This window comes from Kitasatospora sp. MY 5-36, from assembly GCF_001182915.1.
Classification (GTDB): domain Bacteria; phylum Actinomycetota; class Actinomycetes; order Streptomycetales; family Streptomycetaceae; genus Kitasatospora.
In genome coordinates, this window is record NZ_LFVW01000036.1 from 19,904 (window position 1) to 39,010 (window position 19,107).

The following is a 19,107-nucleotide window of genomic DNA, read 5'->3' on the forward strand; positions in this document are numbered from 1 at the left end:
GAGAGCGGGGAACCGAAGTGACCGTGTCAGACGTGGCCGAGAACGCGCCGGAGCTGGTGATCATCTCCGGTATGTCCGGAGCCGGCCGCTCCACCGCCGCCAAGTGCCTGGAGGACCTCGGCTGGTTCGTGGTGGACAACCTGCCGCCGGCCCTGATCCCGACCATGGTCGACCTGGGCGCCCGTTCCCAGGGCAACGTCGCCCGGATCGGCGTGGTCGTGGACGTCCGCGGCCGGCAGTTCTTCGACGACCTGCTCACCTCGCTGGACGAGCTGGAGAAGCGCGGCGTCCGGCTGCGGGTCGTCTTCCTGGACTCCTCCGACGAGGCGCTGGTGCGCCGCTTCGAGAGCGTCCGCCGCCCGCACCCGCTGCAGGCCGACGGCCGGATCGTGGACGGCATCGCCCTGGAGCGCGACCTGCTGCGCGACCTGCGCGGCGAGGCCGACCTGGTGATCGACACCTCCAACCTCAACGTGCACCAGCTGCGCGCCAAGCTGGACGCCCAGTTCGCCGACCACGACGAGCCCGAGCTGCGCGCCACCGTGATGTCCTTCGGCTTCAAGTACGGCCTGCCGGTCGACGCCGACCTCGTGGTGGACTGCCGCTTCCTGCCCAACCCGCACTGGGTGCCCGAACTGCGGGCCCGTACCGGCACCGACGCGGACGTCGCCGGCTACGTCTTCCAGCAGCCCGGAGCCAACGAGTTCCTGGACGGCTACGCCCAGCTGCTGCGCATCATCACCGAGGGATACCGCCGCGAGGGGAAGCGCTACATGACGCTTGCCGTAGGCTGCACCGGTGGCAAGCACCGAAGCGTCGCCATGTCCGAGCGTCTGACCAAGCGTCTCATCGCCGACGGAGTCGAGACGGTGCTCGTCCACCGTGACATGGGACGGGAGTAACCGCCGCCGCCCTGCCGGGCCCGCCGGCGGAGTGGTCGGCGGGCCGAGGAACGCGAGGTGAGTGTGGCGGGATACGTGCCCGGGCGGCAGCCGCAGAGCAGGACCGGTGACCGGGCGGGCAGCCCGGCCCGGCCCACGGCGCCGGGCCGTCCGCGCAGCAGTCCCGCCCGCGCCAACCCGGCCCCGAGGATCACCGCGCTCGGCGGCGGGCAGGGCCTGTCGGCCTCGCTGTCCGCACTGCGCCGGCTCACCAGCGACCTCACCGCCGTGGTCACCGTCGCCGACGACGGCGGCTCCAGCGGCCGGCTGCGCGAGGAGCTGGGCGTGCTGCCCCCGGGCGACCTGCGCAAGGCGCTGGCCGCACTGTGCGGGGACGACGACTGGGGCCGCACCTGGTCCGAGGTGATCCAGCAGCGCTTCACCGGCAACGGCGAGCTCGGCGGCCACGCCGTCGGCAACCTGCTGATCGTGGCGCTCTGGGAGAAGCTGGGCGACCCGGTCGCGGCGCTGGACTGGGTCGGCCGGCTGCTCAACGTGCAGGGCCGGGTGCTGCCGATGTCGGCGGTGCCGCTGGACATCGAGGCGACCGTCCGCGGCCACGACCCGGCGCGCCCCGGCGAGGTCACGGCCGTCCGCGGCCAGGCCGACGTCGCGGTCACCCCGGGCACCGTGCAGTCGATCCGGCTGCTGCCGGACGAGCCGCCCGCCGTCCCGGAGGCGGTCACCGCCGTCCGGGAGGCGGACTGGGTGGTGCTCGGCCCCGGCTCCTGGTTCACCAGCGTGCTGCCGCACCTGCTGGTGCCCGAGCTGGCCGCGGCGCTCACCGAGACCCGCGCCCGCCGCCTGCTCACCCTGAACCTGGCCCCCCAGCCCGGGGAGACCGAGGGCTTCACCCCGCAGCGCCACCTGGAGGTCATCGCCGACCACGCTCCGAACCTCGCGGTGGATGCGATCCTGGTGGACGAGCGCGCTGTCACCGGCGGGGCCTTCGGCCAGGCCGACCTGGACGGCCTGGCGAAGGCCGCCGAGCGGATGGGCGCGGCTCTGGTGCTCGGCTCGGTGGCCCGCACCGACGGGACGCCGCGACACGACCCCGAGCTGTTGGCGGCAGCGTACGACCGGATTTTCCGGACACATGGAAGGATCGGGCCATGGCGATGACTCCAGCGGTGAAGGACGAGATCAGCCGGCTCCCGGTCACCCGGGCCTGCTGTCGCAAGGCGGAGGTGTCGGCGATCCTGCGGTTCGCGGGCGGGCTGCACATCGTGAGCGGTCGCATCGTGATCGAGGCGGAGCTCGACACCGGAGCGGCGGCACGGCGGCTGCGCAAGGACCTGCTGGAGATCTTCGGGCACTCCTCCGACCTGGTGGTGATGGCCCCCGGCGGGCTGCGCCGAGGCAGCCGCTTCGTGGTCAGGGTCGTCAAGGACGGCGAGCTGCTCGCGCGCCAGACCGGGCTCGTGGACGGCCGCGGACGCCCGATCCGGGGCCTGCCCCCGGCAGTCGTCTCCGGGGCCACCTGCGACGCCGAGGCGGCCTGGCGCGGGGCCTTCCTGGCGCACGGCTCGCTCACCGAGCCGGGCCGCTCCTCCTCGCTGGAGATCACCTGCCCCGGCTCCGAGGCCGCCCTCGCCCTGGTCGGCGCCGCCCGCCGGCTCGGCATCCCGGCCAAGGCCCGCGAGGTGCGCGGCGTGGACCGGGTGGTGATCCGCGACGGCGACGCGATCGGCGCCCTGCTGACCCGGCTCGGCGCGCACGAGTCGGTGCTCGCCTGGGAGGAGCGCCGGATGCGGCGCGAGGTGCGCGCCACCGCCAACCGGCTGGCCAACTTCGACGACGCCAACCTGCGCCGCTCGGCCCGCGCCGCGGTGGCGGCCGGCGCCCGGGTGGCCCGCGCGCTGGAGATCCTCGGCGACGAGGTGCCCGAGCACCTGGCCGCGGCCGGCCAGCTGCGGATGCAGCACAAGCAGGCCTCGCTGGAGGAGCTGGGCGCGCTCGCCGACCCGCCGCTGACCAAGGACGCGGTGGCCGGCCGGATCCGCCGCCTGCTGGCGATGGCCGACAAGCGGGCCTCCGAGCTGGGCCTGCCCAGCACCGAGGCGAGCCTCACCGACGAGATGGCGATGAACTGACGCCCACGGTCACACCCCGTGATCACGAAGGCCGGTGCCCGGACCCCCGGGCGCCGGCCGCGGTCGTTTCCGGACAGCCGCGACACTCCCGAATTGGTAGAGACCACTGAGCTGGGACCAACTGCCCGGCGGGCCAGGGCCGGACGGCCTGAAATGGGGTTTGGGGCACGCCACGCCCGGTCTCACCAGGCGGCGCGATGTGCCGTCCCAGGCCCCGGAGGGGTAGGGTCGTAGGCGGTCGGGGACTTCCCAAATCTCACCCCCGCCGGGCCTCGCGCCCGGCGTACCTAACGAGGAGATCGGTTCGTGACGATCCGGGTAGGCATCAACGGCTTCGGCCGCATCGGCCGCAACTTCTTCCGCGCGGTCAAGGCTCAGGGCGCGGACATCGAGATCGTCGGTGTCAACGACCTCACCGACACGAAGACCCTGGCTCACCTGCTCAAGTACGACACCACCCTGGGCACCCTCCAGGCCGAGGTCTCGCACACCGAGGACAGCATCACCGTCGACGGCCACACCTTCAAGGTGACCGCCGAGCGTGACCCCGCGAACCTCCCGTGGGCCGCCCTGGGCGCCGACATCGTCGTCGAGTCCACCGGCATCTTCACCAAGGCCGAGGCCGCGAAGAAGCACCTCGCCGCCGGCGCGAAGAAGGTCATCATCTCGGCGCCCGCCACCGACGAGGACGTCACCATCGTCCTGGGTGTCAACGACGAGAAGTACGACGCCGCCAACCACCACGTCATCTCCAACGCCTCGTGCACCACCAACTGCGTGGCGCCGATGGCGAAGGTCCTGAACGAGAGCTTCGGCATCGTCAAGGGTCTGATGACCACCGTCCACGCGTTCACCAACGACCAGGTGACCCTGGACTTCCCGCACAAGGACCTGCGCCGTGCTCGTGCGGCCTCGCAGAACATCATCCCGACCTCGACCGGTGCCGCCAAGGCGACCGCCCTGGTCCTGCCGGAGCTGAAGGGCAAGCTGGACGGCACCTCGCTGCGCGTCCCGGTCCCGACCGGCTCCATCACCGACCTGGTCGTGACCCTCGAGCGCGAGGTCACCAAGGACGAGGTCAACGCGGCCTTCCAGAAGGCCGCCCAGGAGGGCCCGCTCAAGGGCATCCTGGCCTACACCGAGGACCCGATCGTCTCCTCGGACATCGTGAACGACCCGCACTCCTGCATCTTCGACTCGCAGCTGACCATGGTCCAGGGCAACCAGGTCAAGGTGCTCGGCTGGTACGACAACGAGTGGGGCTACTCGAACCGCGTGGTCGACCTGGTCGGCCTCGTCGGCGGGCAGCTCTGACCTCGCGGGAGCTGACGTGATGTAGGGGCGAGGGCCTGGTCGGCGTACGGTGCCGACCGGGCCCTCGTTCCGCGCTCAAGGACTTCTCAGGCGGCCCCTGCGCCGTGCCGCCTCACTGCGCATCAACCATCTCCCCAGGAGAATCCGAATCCCCGTGAAGACCATCGAAGAGCTCATCGAAGCCGGTGTCGAAGGCAAGCGCGTCTTCGTGCGCGCCGACCTGAACGTGCCGCTGGACGGCCGCACGATCACCGACGACGGCCGCATCCGCGCCGTCGCGCCGACCATCGCCAAGCTGGCCGCGGCCGGCGCGAAGGTGGTCGTCGCCTCGCACCTCGGCCGTCCCAAGGGCGCGCCGGACCCGCAGTTCTCGCTCGCCCCGGCGGCCGAGCGCCTCGGCGAGATCCTCGGCAAGGGCGTCGCCTTCGCCACCGACACCGTCGGTGACAGCGCCGCGGCCACCGTCGCCGCGCTGGCGGACGGCGAGGTCGCGCTGCTGGAGAACCTGCGCTTCAACGCGGGCGAGACCAGCAAGGACGACGCCGAGCGCAAGGCCTTCGCCGAGCAGCTGGCCGCGCTGGCCGACCTGTACGTGGGCGACGGCTTCGGCGCCGTGCACCGCAAGCACGCCTCGGTCTTCGACCTGCCGGCCCTGCTGCCGCACGCCGCGGGCGACCTGATCGCCACCGAGGTCGGCGTGCTGAAGAAGCTCACCGAGGACGTGGCCCGCCCGTACGTGGTGGTGCTCGGCGGCGCCAAGGTCTCCGACAAGCTCGGCGTGATCGACAACCTGCTGGAGAAGGCCGACCGGATCCTGATCGGCGGCGGTATGGCGTACACCTTCCTCAAGGCCAAGGGCCACGAGGTCGGCATCTCGCTGCTCCAGGCCGACCAGATCCCGACCGTCCTGGAGTACCTGGCCCGGGCCGAGGCGCGCGGCGTCGAGTTCGTGCTGCCGGTCGACGTCCTGGTCTCCGCCGAGTTCCCGGACCTCAAGACCAAGGCTCCGGCGAACCCCTCGACCGTCGCCGCGGACGCCATCCCGGCCGACCAGGAGGGCCTGGACATCGGCCCCGGGACCCGCGAGCTGTACGCGGCCAAGCTGGCCGACGCGGGCACCGTGTTCTGGAACGGCCCGATGGGCGTCTTCGAGCACCCGGACTACGCGAACGGCACCAAGGCCGTCGCGCAGGCCCTGCTCGACAGCGACGCGTTCACCGTGGTCGGTGGCGGCGACTCCGCCGCGGCCGTCCGCATCCTGGGCTTCGACGAGACGAAGTTCGGGCACATTTCGACCGGCGGCGGCGCCAGCCTCGAGTACCTGGAGGGCAAGACCCTCCCCGGTCTCGCCGCTCTGGAGGACTGACAGCACATGACCGACCGTCTCCCGCTGATGGCGGGCAACTGGAAGATGAACCTCAACCACCTTGAGGCCATCCAGCACACCCAGAAGCTGGCCTTCGCGCTGGCCGACAAGGACTACGCGGCCGTCGAGGTCGCCGTCCTGGTGCCGTTCACCGACCTGCGCTCGGTGCAGACCCTGGTCTTCGGCGACAAGCTGAAGATCAAGTACGGCTCGCAGGACATCTCGCAGCACGACGGCGGGGCCTACACCGGCGAGGTCTCCGGCCCGATGCTGGCCAAGCTCCAGTGCACCTACGCGGTGATCGGCCACTCCGAGCGCCGCCAGTACCACGGCGAGAACGAGGAGATCGTCAACGCCAAGGTGAAGGCCGCCTACCGCGCCGGGGTCACCCCGATCCTGTGCGTCGGCGAGCCGCTGGAGATCCGCAAGGCCGGCACCCACGTCGAGTACACCCTGGCCCAGCTGGACGGCGGCCTGGCCGACGTCCCGGCCCACCAGGCCGAGTCGATCGTGGTCGCCTACGAGCCGGTCTGGGCGATCGGCACCGGCGAGGTGGCCACCCCGGAGGACGCGCAGGAGGTCTGCGCCGCCATCCGCGGGCGGATCGCCGAGCTGTACGACGCCGAGCTGGCCGGCAAGGTCCGGGTGCTGTACGGCGGTTCGGTGAAGTCGTCGAGCGCGGCCGGCCTGATGGCCAAGCCCGACATCGACGGCGGCCTGGTCGGCGGTGCCTCGCTGGACGCCGACGAGTTCGTCAAGATCGTGCGCTACCGTGAGCAGGCAGTAGGCTAACGCCGCCGCAGCAACGTAGGCTTTGGGGCCGGACCGCCGTACGCGGCCCGGCCCCTTCGCCGAAGATACGAGAGAGTTGGTCCCGTCGTGGTTCTCGGGTTCTCGATTGCCCTGATCATCTTCAGTCTGCTGATGATCCTTCTGGTGCTGCTGCACAAGGGGAAGGGCGGCGGCCTGTCCGACATGTTCGGCGGTGGCTCGATGTCCACCGGCGGCGGTTCGGCGGTGGCCGAGCGCAACCTGGACCGCATCACCATCGTGGTCGGCCTGGGCTGGTTCGCCTCCATCATCGTCCTCGGCCTGCTGATGAAGTCCTCGGTCTGACGTAACCCTGACGCCCCGTCGCCCGAGCGCCTATCCTGGGACGGTCGGGTGCGGAGGCGGTGGTGGCGGAGGCTTAACTCCTGCTTACACTAGGACGACTTTCGCCACCGACGCGCACCGCGGCGGGTCGGCGCACCAGTACGCAGGGAGTCAGACCGTGGCAAGTGGCAATGCCATCCGTGGCAGCAGGGTCGGGGCCGGCCCGATGGGCGAGGCGGAGCGCGGCGAGTCCGCCCCGCGCAACCGGATCTCCTTCTGGTGCGCGAACAAGCACGAGACCCGTCCCAGCTTCGCGGCCGAAGCGGCGATCCCGGACACCTGGGACTGCCCGCGCTGCGGCTTCCCGGCCGGCCAGGACCAGCACAACCCGCCGGCGCCCTCGCGCAACGAGCCGTACAAGACCCACCTCGCCTACGTCCGCGAGCGGCGCACCGACGCCGACGGCGAGGCGATCCTGGCCGAGGCGCTGGCGAAGCTCCGCGGCGAGATCTGAGCGGAGCGCCGGAGCGGAACGCAGCGGTCCGGACAGAACAGCGCGAAGGGCGCCCCCGTCGGTGACGGTGGCGCCCTTCGGCGTTGCCGGATCCGGTCAGGCCGAGGCCGGCGGGTAGAGCTGCGGCGGGATCCGCTCCGCGGCGGCGCGGTCCAGCAGCCACAGGGTGCGGCTGCGGCCGTACGCGCCGGAGGCGGGCGCCTGGAGCTCGCCGGGGCCGGACAGGGCCAGCGCGACCGCGCCCGCCTTGTCCTCGCCGGCGGCCAGCAGCCAGACCTCGCGGGCGGTGCGGATCGCCGGGAGGGTGAGCGAGACCCGGGTCGGCGGGGGCTTGGGGGCCCCGCGCACGCCGACCACGGTCAGCTCGGTCTCCCGGACGCCCGGGTGCTCGGGGAAGAGCGAGGCGACGTGGGTGTCCGGGCCGACGCCGAGCAGCAGCACGTCGAAGGCCGGGACGCCGAGCCGGTCGCCCGGCCCGGCCGCCTTCGCCAGCTCCTCGGCGTAGCGGGCGGCGGCGGCCTCCACGTCCGAGCCGTCCACGCCGTCCGAGGCGGGCATCTCGTGCACCCGCGCCGGGTCGAGCGGGACGGCGTCCAGCAGCTCGGCGCGGGCCTGGACGGCGTTGCGCTCCGGGTCGGCGGCGGGCAGGAAGCGCTCGTCGCCCCACCAGAGGTCCAGCCGGCCCCAGTCGACCGCGTCGCGCGCCGGGGAGGCGGCGATCGCGGCCAGCAGGGCGTTGCCGTTGCGCCCGCCGGTGAGCACCACCGAGGCGCTGCCGCGGGCGGCCTGGGCGTCCACGATCCGGGTGATCAGCCGGGCCGCGGCCGCCTGGGCCATCAGCTCCTTGTCCCGGTGGACGACCAGCTGCGGGGTCGCGTTGGTCATGCGCCGTCCTTGCCGGTGCGCTTGCCGGCGGCCTTGCGGGCGGGCTTCTTCTCCGCCGTCCCGGCGGTCACCCGCTCGGGGTTGGCCACGGCCTGCTCCACGGCCGCCTCGGCGGCCTCCTCGACGGCCTCCTCCGCGACCTCGCGGGCGACCTGCTCGGCCGCCGCGGTCTCGGCGTTGGACGGCTCGTGCAGCCGGTCGACGGGCGTGCGCACGGCCGTCGCGTAGATGTCGTCCGGGTCCAGGCGGCGCAGCTCCTCGGCGATCAGCTCCGAGGTCTCGCGCCGCTTGAGCGCCACCTGGCGGTCCGGCGAGCCGGGCATGGAGAGCGTGCCCAGCAGGCCGTCCGGGCGGTCCAGGGTGATGTCCCCGTCCTTGGTGCGCAGGTGCACCGCGGTGATGCCGGGGCCGTTGGTGACGACCCGCTCGACGGGCACCTGGAGCCGGTTGGTCAGCCAGAGGCCGAGCAACTCGACGCTGGGGTTGTAGGACTCGCCCTCGACCACCGCGGAGACGATCGTGGACGGCCGCTGGTCCAGCGCGGCGGCCAGCATCGAGCGCCAGCCGGTGACCCGGGTCCAGGCCAGGTCGGTGTCGCCCGGGGTGTAGCTCTGCGCGCGCTGGGCGAGCTGGCCGACCGGGGACTCGGCGGTGACGGCGTCGGTGATCCGGCGCTGGGCGATCGAGCCCAGCGGGTCCTGCGCCGGGTGGTGCGGAGCGTTGTCCGGCCACCAGACCACGGTCGGGGCGTCCGGCAGCAGCAGCGGCAGGACCACCGACTGGGCGTGCGCGGCGAGTTCGCCGTGCATCCGCAGGACGACCGTCTCGCCGGAGCCGGCGTCCGAGCCGACCAGGATCTCGGCGTCCAGCCGGGTCTCGGCGCGGGCCCGGGGCGAGCGCCCGGCGCGCTTGATCACCGCGAGGGTGCGCATCGGGTGCTCGCGGGAGGCGTCGTTGGCGGCCTTGAGGGCGTCGTAGGCGCTGCCCTCGTCGGTCACGATCACCAGGGTGAGCACCATGCCGGCGGCGCCCGAGCCGCGGGCCCGGCGCGCCTCCATCAGCGCGGCGTTGATCTTGCTGGACGTCGTGTTGGTGAGGTCGATCTTCATGGCCGGCGCCAGCTCCTGCCGTCTCGTGCGAGCATCTCGTCCGCCTCGACGGGACCCCAGGTCCCCGCCGCGTACTGGGCGGGCTTGCCGTGGGTGTCCCAGTACTTCTCGATCGGGTCGAGGATCTGCCAGGAGAGCTCGACCTCCTGGTGGCGCGGGAACAGGTTGGCGTCGCCGAGCAGCACGTCGAGGATGAGCCGCTCGTACGCCTCCGGGCTGGACTCGGTGAAGGACTCGCCGTAGGCGAAGTCCATCGTGACGTCCCGCACCTCGAAGGAGGTGCCCGGCACCTTGGAGCCGAACCGCACCGTCACGCCCTCGTCCGGCTGGACCCGGATGACCAGGGCGTTCTGCCCCAGCTCCTCGGTCGCGTAGGAGTCGAAGGGCAGGTATGGGGCGCGCTGGAAGACGACCGCGATCTCGGTGACCCGGCGGCCCAGGCGCTTGCCGGTGCGCAGGTAGAACGGGACGCCCGCCCAGCGGCGGTTGTTGATCTCCAGCTTGATGGCCGCGTAGGTGTCGGTCTTGGAGTCGGGGTCGATGCCGTCCTCGTCCAGGTAGCCGACGACCTCCTCGCCGCCCTGCCAGCCGGCCGCGTACTGGCCGCGCACGGTGTGCCGGCCGAGGTCGGCCGGGAGCTTGACGGCGCTGAGCACCTTGAGCTTCTCGGCCACCAGCGCCTTCGGGTGGAAGGAGGCGGGCTCCTCGATGGCGGTGAGCGCCATCAGCTGGAGCAGGTGGTTCTGGATCACGTCACGGGCGGAGCCGATGCCGTCGTAGTAGCCGGCCCGGCCGCCGATGCCGATGTCCTCGGCCATGGTGATCTGCACGTGGTCGACGTACGACCGGTTCCAGATCGGCTCGAACATCTGGTTGGCGAAGCGCAGCGCCAGGATGTTCTGGACCGTCTCCTTGCCCAGGTAGTGGTCGATCCGGAAGACCTCGTCCCGGGGGAAGACCTCGTGGACGACCTTGTTGAGCTCCTGAGCGCTCTCCAGGTCGTGGCCGAAGGGCTTCTCGATGACCGCGCGGCGCCAGGAGCCCTGCGGCGGGTCGGCCAGGCCGTGCTTCTTGAGCTGCTGGACGACGGTGGGGAAGAACTTCGGCGGGACGGACAGGTAGAAGGCGAAGTTGCCGCCGGTGCCCTGGGCCTTGTCCAGCTCCTCGATGGTCTCGCGCAGCTTGTCGAAGGCCTCGTCGTCGTCGAAGGTTCCGTGGACGAACCGCATGCCCTTGGCGAGCTGCTGCCAGACCTCCTCCCGGAACGGGGTGCGGGCGTGGTCCCGGACGGCGTCGTGGACCTCCTTGGCGAAGTCCTCGTCGTCCCACTCGCGGCGGGCGAAGCCGACGAGGGAGAAGCCCGGCGGAAGCAGACCGCGGTTGGCCAGGTCGTAGATGGCCGGCATCAGCTTCTTGCGGGACAGGTCGCCGGTGACCCCGAAGATGACCAGACCGGACGGCCCCGCGATGCGCGGGAGCCGTCGGTCGGAGGGGTCACGAAGCGGGTTGACGGGGGCGGGCGGGAGGTCGTCCGCGTCCGATTCCGGAGTCAACTCGGGGAAATCAGTGCTCACTTGATGGGCTCCGCTTTCGTGCGCTGGCTGTGAGCAGGGGTCACTTCTCGTCGGCGAAGGAGGCGAGCGAGGCGGTGACGGTGTCGAGCAGCTCGTTCCAGGACTGCTCGAACTTCTCGACGCCCTCGTCCTCCAGGAGCTGGACGACGTCGTCGTAGTCCACGCCGGCGGCGGCGATCGCGTCCAGCACGGCCTTGGCGTCGGCGTAGTTGGGGACGATCGTGTTGCCGGTGACCACGCCGTGGTCGCCGGTGGCCTCCAGGGTGGCCTCGGGCATCGTGTTGACGGTGCCGGGGGCGACCAGCTCGGTGACGTACAGGGTGTCCGGCAGGGCCGGGTCCTTGACGCCGGTGGAGGCCCACAGCGGGCGCTGCGGCTTGGCGCCGGCGGCCTCCAGGGCGGCCCAGCGGGCAGTGCCGGAGGTCTTGCCGTCGACGCTGCCGAAGACCTCCTCGTACGCCTGGTAGGCGAGGCGGGCGTTGGCCAGTGCGGCCTTGGAGCGCAGGTCCTTCGCCTCGCCGCCGATCTTGTCCAGGCGCTTGTCGATCTCGGTGTCCACGCGGGAGACGAAGAAGGAGGCGACCGACTCGATCTGGGAGAGGTCCAGGCCCTTGGCCTTGGCGGTCTCCAGGCCGGTCAGGTAGGCGTCGATGACGGCCTTGTAGCGCTCCAGCGAGAAGATCAGCGTGACGTTGACGCTGATGCCCTTGCCGATGACCTCGGCGATCGCGGGCAGGCCGGCCTTGGTGGCGGGGATCTTGATGAAGACGTTCGGGCGGTCGACCAGCCACCACAGCTGCTTGGCCTCGGCCACGGTGGTGGCGGTCTCGTGCGCCAGGCGCGGGTCGACCTCGATGGAGACCCGGCCGTCGCGGCCGTTGGAGGCGTCGTAGACCGGGCGCAGCACGTCGGCCGCGTCGCGCACGTCCGAGGTGGTGATCATGCGGATCGCCTCGTCGGTGGTGACCTTGCGGACGGCGAGGTCGCGCAGCTGGCCGTCGTAGGAGTCGTCGCCGGAGCCGGCGATGGCCTTCTGGAAGATGGTCGGGTTGGTGGTCACGCCCACCACGTGCTTGTTCTGCACCAGTTCGGCCAGGTTGCCGGAGTTCAGCCGCTTGCGGCTGAGGTCGTCCAGCCAGATCGCAACGCCTTCGTCGCTGAGGCGCTTCAGTGCGTCAGTCATGGTGCTTCAGTCCCTTGTTCTTGCTTCGTGGGGTGGTCGGGAGGGGGCCGCGTGCCCGCGTGCGGGCGGGCACGCGGCCCGGGGGCCGCTAGCGGTTGACGGCCTCGAGGGAGCGCAGGGCGTTGTGGGCCTCGGCCACCACGCGCTCGGTGGTGATGCCGAACTCCTCGAACAGCACCTTGTAGTCGGCGGAGGCGCCGAAGTGCTCCAGCGAGACGATCCGGCCGTGGTCGCCGACCAGCTCGCGCCAGCCCTGGGCGATGCCGGCCTCGACCGAGACGCGGGCCTTGACCGACGGCGGCAGCACGCTGTCGCGGTAGGCCTGGTCCTGCTCCTGGAACCACTCGAAGGACGGCAGCGAGACCACCCGGGTGGCGATGCCCTCGGCCTCCAGCGCCTCGCGGGCCTGGACGGCCAGCTGGACCTCGGAGCCGGTGCCGAGCAGGATCACCTGCGGGTCGCCGGTGGAGGCCTCGGCCAGGATGTAGCCGCCCTTCGCGGTGCCCTCGGCGGAGCCGAAGACCTCGCGGTCGAAGGTCGGGACGCCCTGGCGGGTCAGCGCCAGGCCGACCGGGCCGGGGTGGCTGGTGTGGCGCTCGACGATGGTGCGCCAGGCGACGGCGGTCTCGTTGGCGTCGGCCGGGCGGACCATGGCCAGGCCCGGGATGGCGCGCAGCGAGGCCATGTGCTCGACCGGCTGGTGGGTCGGGCCGTCCTCGCCGAGGCCGATCGAGTCGTGCGTCCAGACGTAGGTGACCGGCAGCTTCATCAGCGCGGCCAGGCGGACGGCCGGGCGCATGTAGTCGGCGAAGACCAGGAAGGTGCCGCCGTAGACCCGGGTCTTCCCGTGCAGGGCGATGCCGTTCATGGTCGAGCCCATGGCGTGCTCGCGGATGCCGAAGTGGATCGTCCGGCCGTACGGGCTCGCCGACTTCAGCGGGTTGCCCTCGGGCAGGAAGGAGCTGTCCTCGTCGATGGTGGTGAGGTTGGACTCGGCGAGGTCGGCCGAGCCGCCCCACAGCTCCGGGATCACCGCGCCGATCGCCTTGAGGGTGTCGCCGGAGGCCTTGCGGGTGGCGACGTCCTTGCCGGCCGGGAAGGACGGGACGGCCTTCTTCCAGCCCTCGGGCAGCTCGCCGGCCTCGATGCGGTCGAACTCGGCCGCGCGGTGCGGGTTGGCGGCGCGCCAGGCCTCGAAGCCCTGCTGCCACTGGTCGCGGGCGGCCTTGCCGCGCTTGATGACCTGGCGGGCGTGCCCGATGACCTGGTCGCTGACCTCGAAGGTCTTCTCCGGGTCGAAGCCCAGGACCTTCTTGGTGGCGGCGATCTCGGCGGCGCCGAGCGCGGAGCCGTGGGCCTTGGCGGTGTTCTGGGCGTCCGGGGCCGGCCAGGCGATGATCGTCCGCATCGCGATCATCGACGGGCGGGAGGTCTCGGCCTTGGCCGCGGCCAGCGCCTCGGCCAGGGCGGCCACGTCGATGTCGCCGTTGGACTTCGGGGTGACGCGCTGGACGTGCCAGCCGTACGCCTCGTAGCGCTTGAGGACGTCCTCGGAGAAGGCGGTCTCGGTGTCGCCCTCGATCGAGATGTGGTTGTCGTCGTAGACGGCGACCAGGTTGCCCAGCTTCTGGTGGCCCGCCAGCGACGAGGCCTCGGCGGAGATGCCCTCCTCCAGGTCGCCGTCGGAGACGATCGCCCAGACCGTGTGGTCGAAGGGGGACTCGCCGGCCGGGGCCTCCGGGTCGAACAGGCCGCGCTCGTAGCGGGCGGCCATCGCCATGCCGACCGCGTTGGCGATGCCCTGGCCCAGCGGGCCGGTGGTGGTCTCCACACCCGCGGTGTGGCCGTGCTCGGGGTGGCCGGGGGTACGGCTGCCCGCGACGCGGAAGGCCTTCAGGTCGTCCAGCTCCAGGCCGTAGCCGGAGAGGTAGAGCTGGGTGTAGAGCGTCAGGCTGGTGTGGCCGGGGGAGAGGACGAAGCGGTCGCGTCCGACCCAGGACGGGTCGGTCGGGTCGTGGCGCAGGAACCGCTGGAAGATCAGGTACGCGGCCGGGGCCAGCGACATGGCCGTCCCGGGGTGTCCGTTACCGACCTTCTGGACAGCGTCCATGGCCAGGACGCGCGCCGTGTCAACGGTGCGCTCATCCAGATCGGTCCACTCGAATGCGTTCGTCGGCGCAGTGCTCACCCTGTCTCAGGGCTCCTTCCATTGTGAAGAGTGACCCCGTGAATGGGGACCGGGTCGGCCACGGCGCTGTGGTCCCGACGCTGGGTGGTGCCGGTCACGGAGGGTAGATCCCGCTTCTGTCCGCGAGCCTACCGTCCGGGGTGCGGCTCACCCTCCGTGCTGGGACAACCGGCAATTCCGCATGCAGATTCCCACTGGAGCGGTGCGGATGGATTTGTCCCAGACTCTCCCGGTTCGCGCCGTCGCGCCGCCCAGGTGGTCAGGACGGGCTAGCGGACCCGCCGGAGGCGCTCGACGGCCCCGCCCGGGCGGTTCACCCGGGGGTGTGCGTTCCGCCTCGCCGGGGGACCCCGGAGCCGGATGGGATATATGGAACGTCTATGGTGTCGTGGTACGCGCAGAGCGGACGATTCGGGACCCTTCGTTCCTGTGGACGCCTGCGAAGATTCATCTTCAGTTGGGGTGTTAGTGACCGCCGTCGAAACCCGTCCCGCCGGGGTCACCGGGGCGACTCCTGCGCACCGGCCGTTCGGGGCCCGTGTCGGCGCGTTCGTCGCATTGACCAAGCCGCGGATCATCGAGCTGCTGCTGATGAGCACCGTGCCGGTGATGTTCCTGGCCCAGCAGGGCGTGCCGAACATGCTGTTGGTGCTGAAGGTCGTCGTCGGCGGCTACCTCTCGGCCGGCGGCGCCAACGCCCTCAACATGTACATCGACCGCGACATCGACGCGGTCATGTCGCGCACCGAGCGGCGTCCGATCGTCACCGGGATGGTGTCGCCGCGCGAGGCGCTGGTGTTCGGCATCGTCCTCGCCGTCGTCTCGACGCTTCTGCTGGGCTTCGGGGTCAACTGGCTGTCGGCCTGGCTGGCGCTCGGCGCGCTGCTGTTCTACGTGTTCGTCTACACGCTCGGGCTCAAGCGGCGCACCTCGCAGAACATCGTCTGGGGCGGCATCGCCGGCTGCATGCCCGTCCTGATCGGCTGGTCCTCGGTGACCAACTCGGTGTCCTGGGCCGCGGTGATGCTGTTCCTGGTCGTGTTCTTCTGGACGCCGCCGCACACCTGGGTGCTGTCGATGAAGGTCCGCGACGACTACGAGCGGGCCGGCGTGCCGATGCTGCCGGTCGTCAAGGGCAACGTGGCCGTCGGCAAGCAGGTCGTCGCCTACTCCTGGGTGATGGTGGCGGTCTCGCTGGCGGTCTGGCCGCTGGGCCACATGAGCTGGCTGTACCCGGTCGCCGCGGTGCTGCTGGGCGGGGCCTGGCTGCGCGAGGCGCACGCGCTGTACGGCCGGGCCAAGGCCGGGATCGTGGGCGCGAAGCTCAAGGAGATGCGGCTGTTCCACTGGTCGATCACCTACCTGTCGCTGCTGATGGTGGTCTGCGCGATCGACCCGTTCGTCAAGTAGAGGCTTACGAAGCAGAGGCTTACGCGAAGAGCCCCGGTCCAGGCGGACCGGGGCTCTTCGCGTTCTCAGCGGGCGGGCAGCTCGGAGGGGCCGACGTGGCCGTCCAGCCAGTCCCGCAGCGGCTGGGAGGCGTGCAGGAAGCCGGCGATCCGGGTGTGGGCGGCGCGGGTGCCCAGCCACTTCGCGGGCTCCCACTCCTGCCAGGCCACCAGGCCCTTGTGGCGCAGCAGCCCGATCCGGGGGTGGTCCTTGGGGTAGCCGCGCGGGGCCGACTTGAGGGAGTCCCGGCCCACGACCAGCGGGCCCTGCTGCTCCACCCGGGCGATCACCCGCTCCAGCTCCGCGCCGGTGACGTCCTCCGCGACGGCGGCGCGGTAGCGCTCCAGCTGGTCGGGGGCGAGCTGGTAGAGGCCGTTGCCGCAGGCCAGTCCGTCGGCGGAGAGCTGGATGTAGCCGCCGCTCTCCAGATGGGCGCCGATGTGGGTCTTGTACGGGGACTTGTCGGCGCTGAACCGGACGTCGCGGTTGGGCCGGAAGATCTTCCCCGGCCCGAACTCCGGCTCCAGCTCGGCGAGCAGCAGCTCCATCGGGGCCCGGACGACGCCGTCGTAGACGTCCTTGTGGGCCTGCCAGAAGGTCTTGGAGTTGTCGGCTTCCAGGTGCTCGTAGAAGTCGAGCGCCTCGGCCGGCCAGCCGGAGAAGGTCACCCCTCCAGTATGTGGCCCGGTGCACAGGGCGCTCCCGTCGCCAGCGGCGCTACCGGTGGGTAGCATGCGGGACATGAGCAGCGCAGAGACCGCCACCGCCGCGCCGGACGCCCGCACCGAGCGCCGCGCCAAGCGCATCGCCAAGCACCTCACCAGCTTCGCCCGCGAGCACGGGGGCGGCGACGCCGTCGTCGAGTACGTCGGCTCCGTGGCCACCCGCATCGTGGTCGTCGGCGCGGACGGCGCCTGGGGCGACCAGGTGGCCCCCAGCTACGCCGTGGGCAAGCGCGCCGCCGAGCTGGCCGGGCTGACCCTGCACGACGACTTCGAGGGCGAGCTGGGCCTCAAGGTCAAGACCGGCGCGTACGAGTGGAAGCGGATGGCCGGCATCCAGATCTGACCGCATCCCGGTACGACGAACGGCCCGGTTCCCCCACGCGGGGGAGCCGGGCCGTCGGCGTGTGCGCGCTCAGACCGCGGCGGGCTGCGGAGTCTGGGCGGGGAGCTGGTCGGTGACCGCCTCGGCCCCGCGGGTGCGCAGGGCGAGGGGGACGCGCAGGGCGGCGATCCAGGTCAGCGCCGCGAGGAGCATGTGGAGGCCGACCATCAGCTCGGGGGCGTCGGTGAAGTACTGGATGAAGCCCAGGACGCCCTGGAGGAGGAGGACGGCGAGCAGTTCCTTGGTGCGGGACCTGGCCGCCTGGGGGGCCTTCACGGCGGCGAGGACGAAGATCACCGCGATGGCCAGGCCCACGGACACGAACGCGAAGTCGGCGTGGAACTGGGCGAGGCGGTCGTAGTCGATCGGGATGCGCGGGACGATCTTGTTGTCCTTGGGCGTGCCGGGGTGGTGGCCGGCGCCGGTCACCAGGGTGCCGGCCGCGACGAGCAGGCCGATCACGGTGACCAGGACGTAGGACAGCTGGTGGACCGGGCGGGGCACCACGAGCGTCGGCGGGCCGTCGCCCTCCTTGGACCGCTCCCACATCAGCAGCGCGACCCAGACCAGGGCCATCGCGGCGATCATGTGCAGCGCCACGGTGTACGGGTTGAGGCCGGTCAGCACGGTGATGCCGCCGAGCACGGCGTTGCTCATCACCAGCCAGAACTGGGCCCAGCCGAGCCGGGTCATGCTGTGCCGCCAGGGCCGGTGGCAGCGGGCGGCCAGGATGGCCCAGCCGACGGCGGCGCTCAGCACGTAGGTGAGCATCCGGTTGGTGAACTCGACGATGCCGTGGAAGCCCATCTCGGCGGTGGGCGTCAGGCTCTCGTCGGTGCACCGGGGCCAGGTCGTACAGCCGAGGCCGGAGGCGGTGAGGCGGACGGCGCCGCCGGTGACGACGATCACCACGCTCATCACCAGCGCGGCGAACGTGGCACGCCGGACCATCTCGGCGGATGGCTGCCAGCGCTCGGCGAGCAGGGAGAAGGGATTAGGCACGCGGTCAATCGTAGGCGGCCTTACAGGCGATCTTGGGGCGGGGCACGGGCCGCGCGGCGGTGTGGCGCGGGTGGTGCGGCGGGAGGCGGCGGAGCCGGCGGGCGGCGACACGCTGGGGTGCGACACGCGGACAAACCGGGGTGGTTCGGTCAAGGAGGTTATTGGTCTTGACCAATCACCCGTTTGGCCGAAAGAGTGCGGATTGGTCCATACCTTTTTGAGGACCCCTCCCCCCATCTACGCCCGCACGCAAGCGGAGACCTGCACATGCGCATACCCATTTCCGCCGCCGCGCTCGCGGTAGGCGGCTCGCTCGCACTGGCCGGGCTCGTCGCGCCGGCCGCCCAGGCCGTCGGCACCGACCAGGAGTGCCGCAGCCTCGGGGTCGCCAACCTCTACGGCGAGTTCATCGAGGGCGACGACACCCACACCCCCGACGCCGAGGGCGCGGTCGCGGTCGGCGGCAACGCCGACTTCACCGGCGGCTTCTCGGTCGGCCAGGAGCTCACCCAGGCCCAGGTCGACGCGCTGCCGGGCAAGAACGCCCTGGTCGTGGCCGGCAAGCTCACCGGCCACAACACCCAGGTGATGAAGGGCAACGGCGTCTTCGGCTCCAAGGCCGACGGCGCGGTGGCCCAGGCCCACGCCGGCACCGTCAACCAGGGCCCCTCGCCGATCGACTTCAAGGCCGAGTTCGCCAAGCTGCGCGCCGCCGCCACCTCGCTGGCCGCCGTCCCGCAGACCGCCGGCGCCACCGTCCAGGCCGAGGGCGCCAAGCTCACGCTCACCGGCGGCGACGCGAAGTACAACAGCTTCACCGTCGACGCGGCGAAGCTGCAGGGCGCCAAGGACGTCTACCTCAAGGTGCCGGCCGGCTCGGTGACGGTGGTCAACGTGACCGGCGGCTCGTACGACATGGCGGCGGCCGGGACCACCGGCTTCCACCTGTGGGACGAGGGCAAGAAGGCCTTCGTGCTGGACGACAAGCTCCAGAGCGCCGCGGGCGGGGCGATCCGGTCCAGGCTGCTCTGGAACTTCCCGACCGCCACCAAGGTGGTCAAGAACAGCCAGGCCGCCTGGGCCGGCACCGTGCTCGCGCCGAACGCCGCCTTCGACCTCGGCAGCGGCGGCCCGGTCAACGGCTCGGTGATCGCCGCCTCGCTGACCGGCAAGGGCGGCGCCGAGACGCACCACTACCCCTTCGCCGGCTGCCTGCCGGGCACCACCGTCCCGACGCCGTCCGGCACCCCGACGGTGCCGCCGACCGTCCCGCCGACCGTGCCGAGC

At 71.7% G+C, this 19,107-nt stretch carries 18 protein-coding genes; 11 read left to right on the forward strand and 7 right to left on the reverse strand.

Features of this window, described 5'->3' with window-relative positions:
- Positions 1-17 precede the first annotated feature (17 nt).
- The 8 genes from rapZ (at position 18) to AE652_RS03530 (ending at position 7,323) form a co-directional block, all read left to right on the forward strand.
- Positions 18-902 (forward strand): RNase adapter RapZ, encoded by an 885-nt coding sequence (gene rapZ, locus AE652_RS03495; protein WP_234348205.1) that lies wholly within the window; start codon positions 18-20, stop codon positions 900-902.
- Positions 903-965: 63 nt separating this feature from the next.
- On the forward strand, positions 966-2,063 hold the full coding sequence (gene yvcK, locus AE652_RS03500; RefSeq protein WP_079271949.1) for a uridine diphosphate-N-acetylglucosamine-binding protein YvcK: 1,098 nt from the start codon (positions 966-968) through the stop codon (positions 2,061-2,063).
- Positions 2,054-3,034, forward strand: a complete 981-nt coding sequence (gene whiA, locus AE652_RS03505; RefSeq protein ID WP_049649611.1) for a DNA-binding protein WhiA — start codon at positions 2,054-2,056, stop codon at positions 3,032-3,034. Before yvcK ends, whiA begins: the two co-directional genes overlap by 10 nt.
- A 306-nt stretch (positions 3,035-3,340) precedes the next feature.
- Positions 3,341-4,348, forward strand: a complete 1,008-nt coding sequence (gene gap / locus AE652_RS03510; RefSeq protein WP_049649612.1) for a type I glyceraldehyde-3-phosphate dehydrogenase — start codon at positions 3,341-3,343, stop codon at positions 4,346-4,348.
- Between the two features lie 154 nt (positions 4,349-4,502).
- Positions 4,503-5,714 carry a phosphoglycerate kinase gene (gene pgk / locus AE652_RS03515; RefSeq protein ID WP_049649613.1) on the forward strand — a complete coding sequence of 404 codons (1,212 nt, stop codon included), beginning with the start codon at positions 4,503-4,505 and terminating at the stop codon, positions 5,712-5,714.
- A gap of 6 nt (positions 5,715-5,720) precedes the next feature.
- Positions 5,721-6,506: a triose-phosphate isomerase gene (gene tpiA, locus AE652_RS03520; RefSeq protein WP_049649614.1), complete on the forward strand. Its 786-nt coding sequence runs from the start codon at positions 5,721-5,723 to the stop codon at positions 6,504-6,506.
- 87 nt (positions 6,507-6,593) lie between these two features.
- Positions 6,594-6,830, forward strand: a complete 237-nt coding sequence (secG, locus tag AE652_RS03525; protein WP_049649615.1) for a preprotein translocase subunit SecG — start codon at positions 6,594-6,596, stop codon at positions 6,828-6,830.
- 205 nt (positions 6,831-7,035) lie between these two features.
- Positions 7,036-7,323, forward strand: a complete 288-nt coding sequence (locus tag AE652_RS03530; RefSeq protein WP_030238413.1) for an RNA polymerase-binding protein RbpA — start codon at positions 7,036-7,038, stop codon at positions 7,321-7,323.
- 96 nt (positions 7,324-7,419) lie between these two features.
- Here the strand turns inward: AE652_RS03530 and pgl are convergent, their stop codons facing one another.
- From pgl to tkt, 5 genes are all read right to left on the reverse strand, one after another.
- Positions 7,420-8,208: a 6-phosphogluconolactonase gene (gene pgl / locus AE652_RS03535; RefSeq protein WP_049649616.1), complete on the reverse strand. Its 789-nt coding sequence runs from the start codon at positions 8,206-8,208 to the stop codon at positions 7,420-7,422.
- Positions 8,205-9,317 carry a glucose-6-phosphate dehydrogenase assembly protein OpcA gene (gene opcA / locus AE652_RS03540; RefSeq protein WP_049649617.1) on the reverse strand — a complete coding sequence of 371 codons (1,113 nt, stop codon included), beginning with the start codon at positions 9,315-9,317 and terminating at the stop codon, positions 8,205-8,207. The genes pgl and opcA overlap by 4 nt, the downstream gene beginning before the upstream one ends.
- Positions 9,314-10,870 carry a glucose-6-phosphate dehydrogenase gene (zwf, locus tag AE652_RS03545; protein ID WP_049649618.1) on the reverse strand — a complete coding sequence of 519 codons (1,557 nt, stop codon included), beginning with the start codon at positions 10,868-10,870 and terminating at the stop codon, positions 9,314-9,316. Before zwf ends, opcA begins: the two co-directional genes overlap by 4 nt.
- 61 nt (positions 10,871-10,931) lie before the next feature.
- Positions 10,932-12,074, reverse strand: a complete 1,143-nt coding sequence (gene tal, locus AE652_RS03550) for a transaldolase (protein WP_049649619.1) — start codon at positions 12,072-12,074, stop codon at positions 10,932-10,934.
- An 88-nt stretch (positions 12,075-12,162) separates the two neighbouring features.
- Positions 12,163-14,262 (reverse strand): transketolase, encoded by a 2,100-nt coding sequence (tkt, locus tag AE652_RS03555; RefSeq protein WP_049649620.1) that lies wholly within the window; start codon positions 14,260-14,262, stop codon positions 12,163-12,165.
- Between the two features lie 462 nt (positions 14,263-14,724).
- On the opposite strand from tkt, the gene AE652_RS03560 reads away from it, so the two are divergent.
- Entirely contained in the window at positions 14,725-15,672 is a 948-nt protein-coding gene (locus AE652_RS03560) for a heme o synthase (protein ID WP_074001672.1), read from the forward strand.
- A 65-nt stretch (positions 15,673-15,737) separates the two neighbouring features.
- Here AE652_RS03560 and AE652_RS03565 read toward each other — a convergent pair whose 3' ends face one another.
- Positions 15,738-16,379: a DUF2461 domain-containing protein gene (locus tag AE652_RS03565; RefSeq protein ID WP_049649621.1), complete on the reverse strand. Its 642-nt coding sequence runs from the start codon at positions 16,377-16,379 to the stop codon at positions 15,738-15,740.
- 73 nt (positions 16,380-16,452) lie between these two features.
- On the opposite strand from AE652_RS03565, the gene AE652_RS03570 reads away from it, so the two are divergent.
- Positions 16,453-16,779 carry a hypothetical protein gene (locus tag AE652_RS03570; protein ID WP_053111946.1) on the forward strand — a complete coding sequence of 109 codons (327 nt, stop codon included), beginning with the start codon at positions 16,453-16,455 and terminating at the stop codon, positions 16,777-16,779.
- A gap of 69 nt (positions 16,780-16,848) precedes the next feature.
- On the opposite strand, the gene AE652_RS03575 is transcribed toward AE652_RS03570, so the two are convergent.
- On the reverse strand, positions 16,849-17,829 hold the full coding sequence (locus tag AE652_RS03575) for a heme A synthase (protein ID WP_049649626.1): 981 nt from the start codon (positions 17,827-17,829) through the stop codon (positions 16,849-16,851).
- Positions 17,830-18,087: 258 nt separating this feature from the next.
- Between AE652_RS03575 and AE652_RS03580 the strand changes: the two genes are divergently transcribed.
- The coding region (locus AE652_RS03580; protein WP_049649623.1) for a choice-of-anchor A family protein at positions 18,088-19,107 on the forward strand (1,020 nt) is incomplete at its 3' end.

What these genes read in the sequence shown, in the direction of transcription:
- whiA (WP_049649611.1), top strand. Translation starts at nt 2,054, where the DNA reads ATGGCGATGACTCCAGCGGTGAAGGACGAGATCAGCCGGCTCCCGGTC.
- tpiA (WP_049649614.1), top strand. Translation starts at nt 5,721, where the DNA reads ATGACCGACCGTCTCCCGCTGATGGCGGGCAACTGGAAGATGAACCTC.
- AE652_RS03530 (WP_030238413.1), top strand. Translation starts at nt 7,036, where the DNA reads ATGGGCGAGGCGGAGCGCGGCGAGTCCGCCCCGCGCAACCGGATCTCC.
- pgl (WP_049649616.1), bottom strand. Translation starts at nt 8,208, where the DNA reads ATGACCAACGCGACCCCGCAGCTGGTCGTCCACCGGGACAAGGAGCTG.
- opcA (WP_049649617.1), bottom strand. Translation starts at nt 9,317, where the DNA reads ATGAAGATCGACCTCACCAACACGACGTCCAGCAAGATCAACGCCGCG.
- tal (WP_049649619.1), bottom strand. Translation starts at nt 12,074, where the DNA reads ATGACTGACGCACTGAAGCGCCTCAGCGACGAAGGCGTTGCGATCTGG.
- AE652_RS03570 (WP_053111946.1), top strand. Translation starts at nt 16,453, where the DNA reads ATGAGCAGCGCAGAGACCGCCACCGCCGCGCCGGACGCCCGCACCGAG.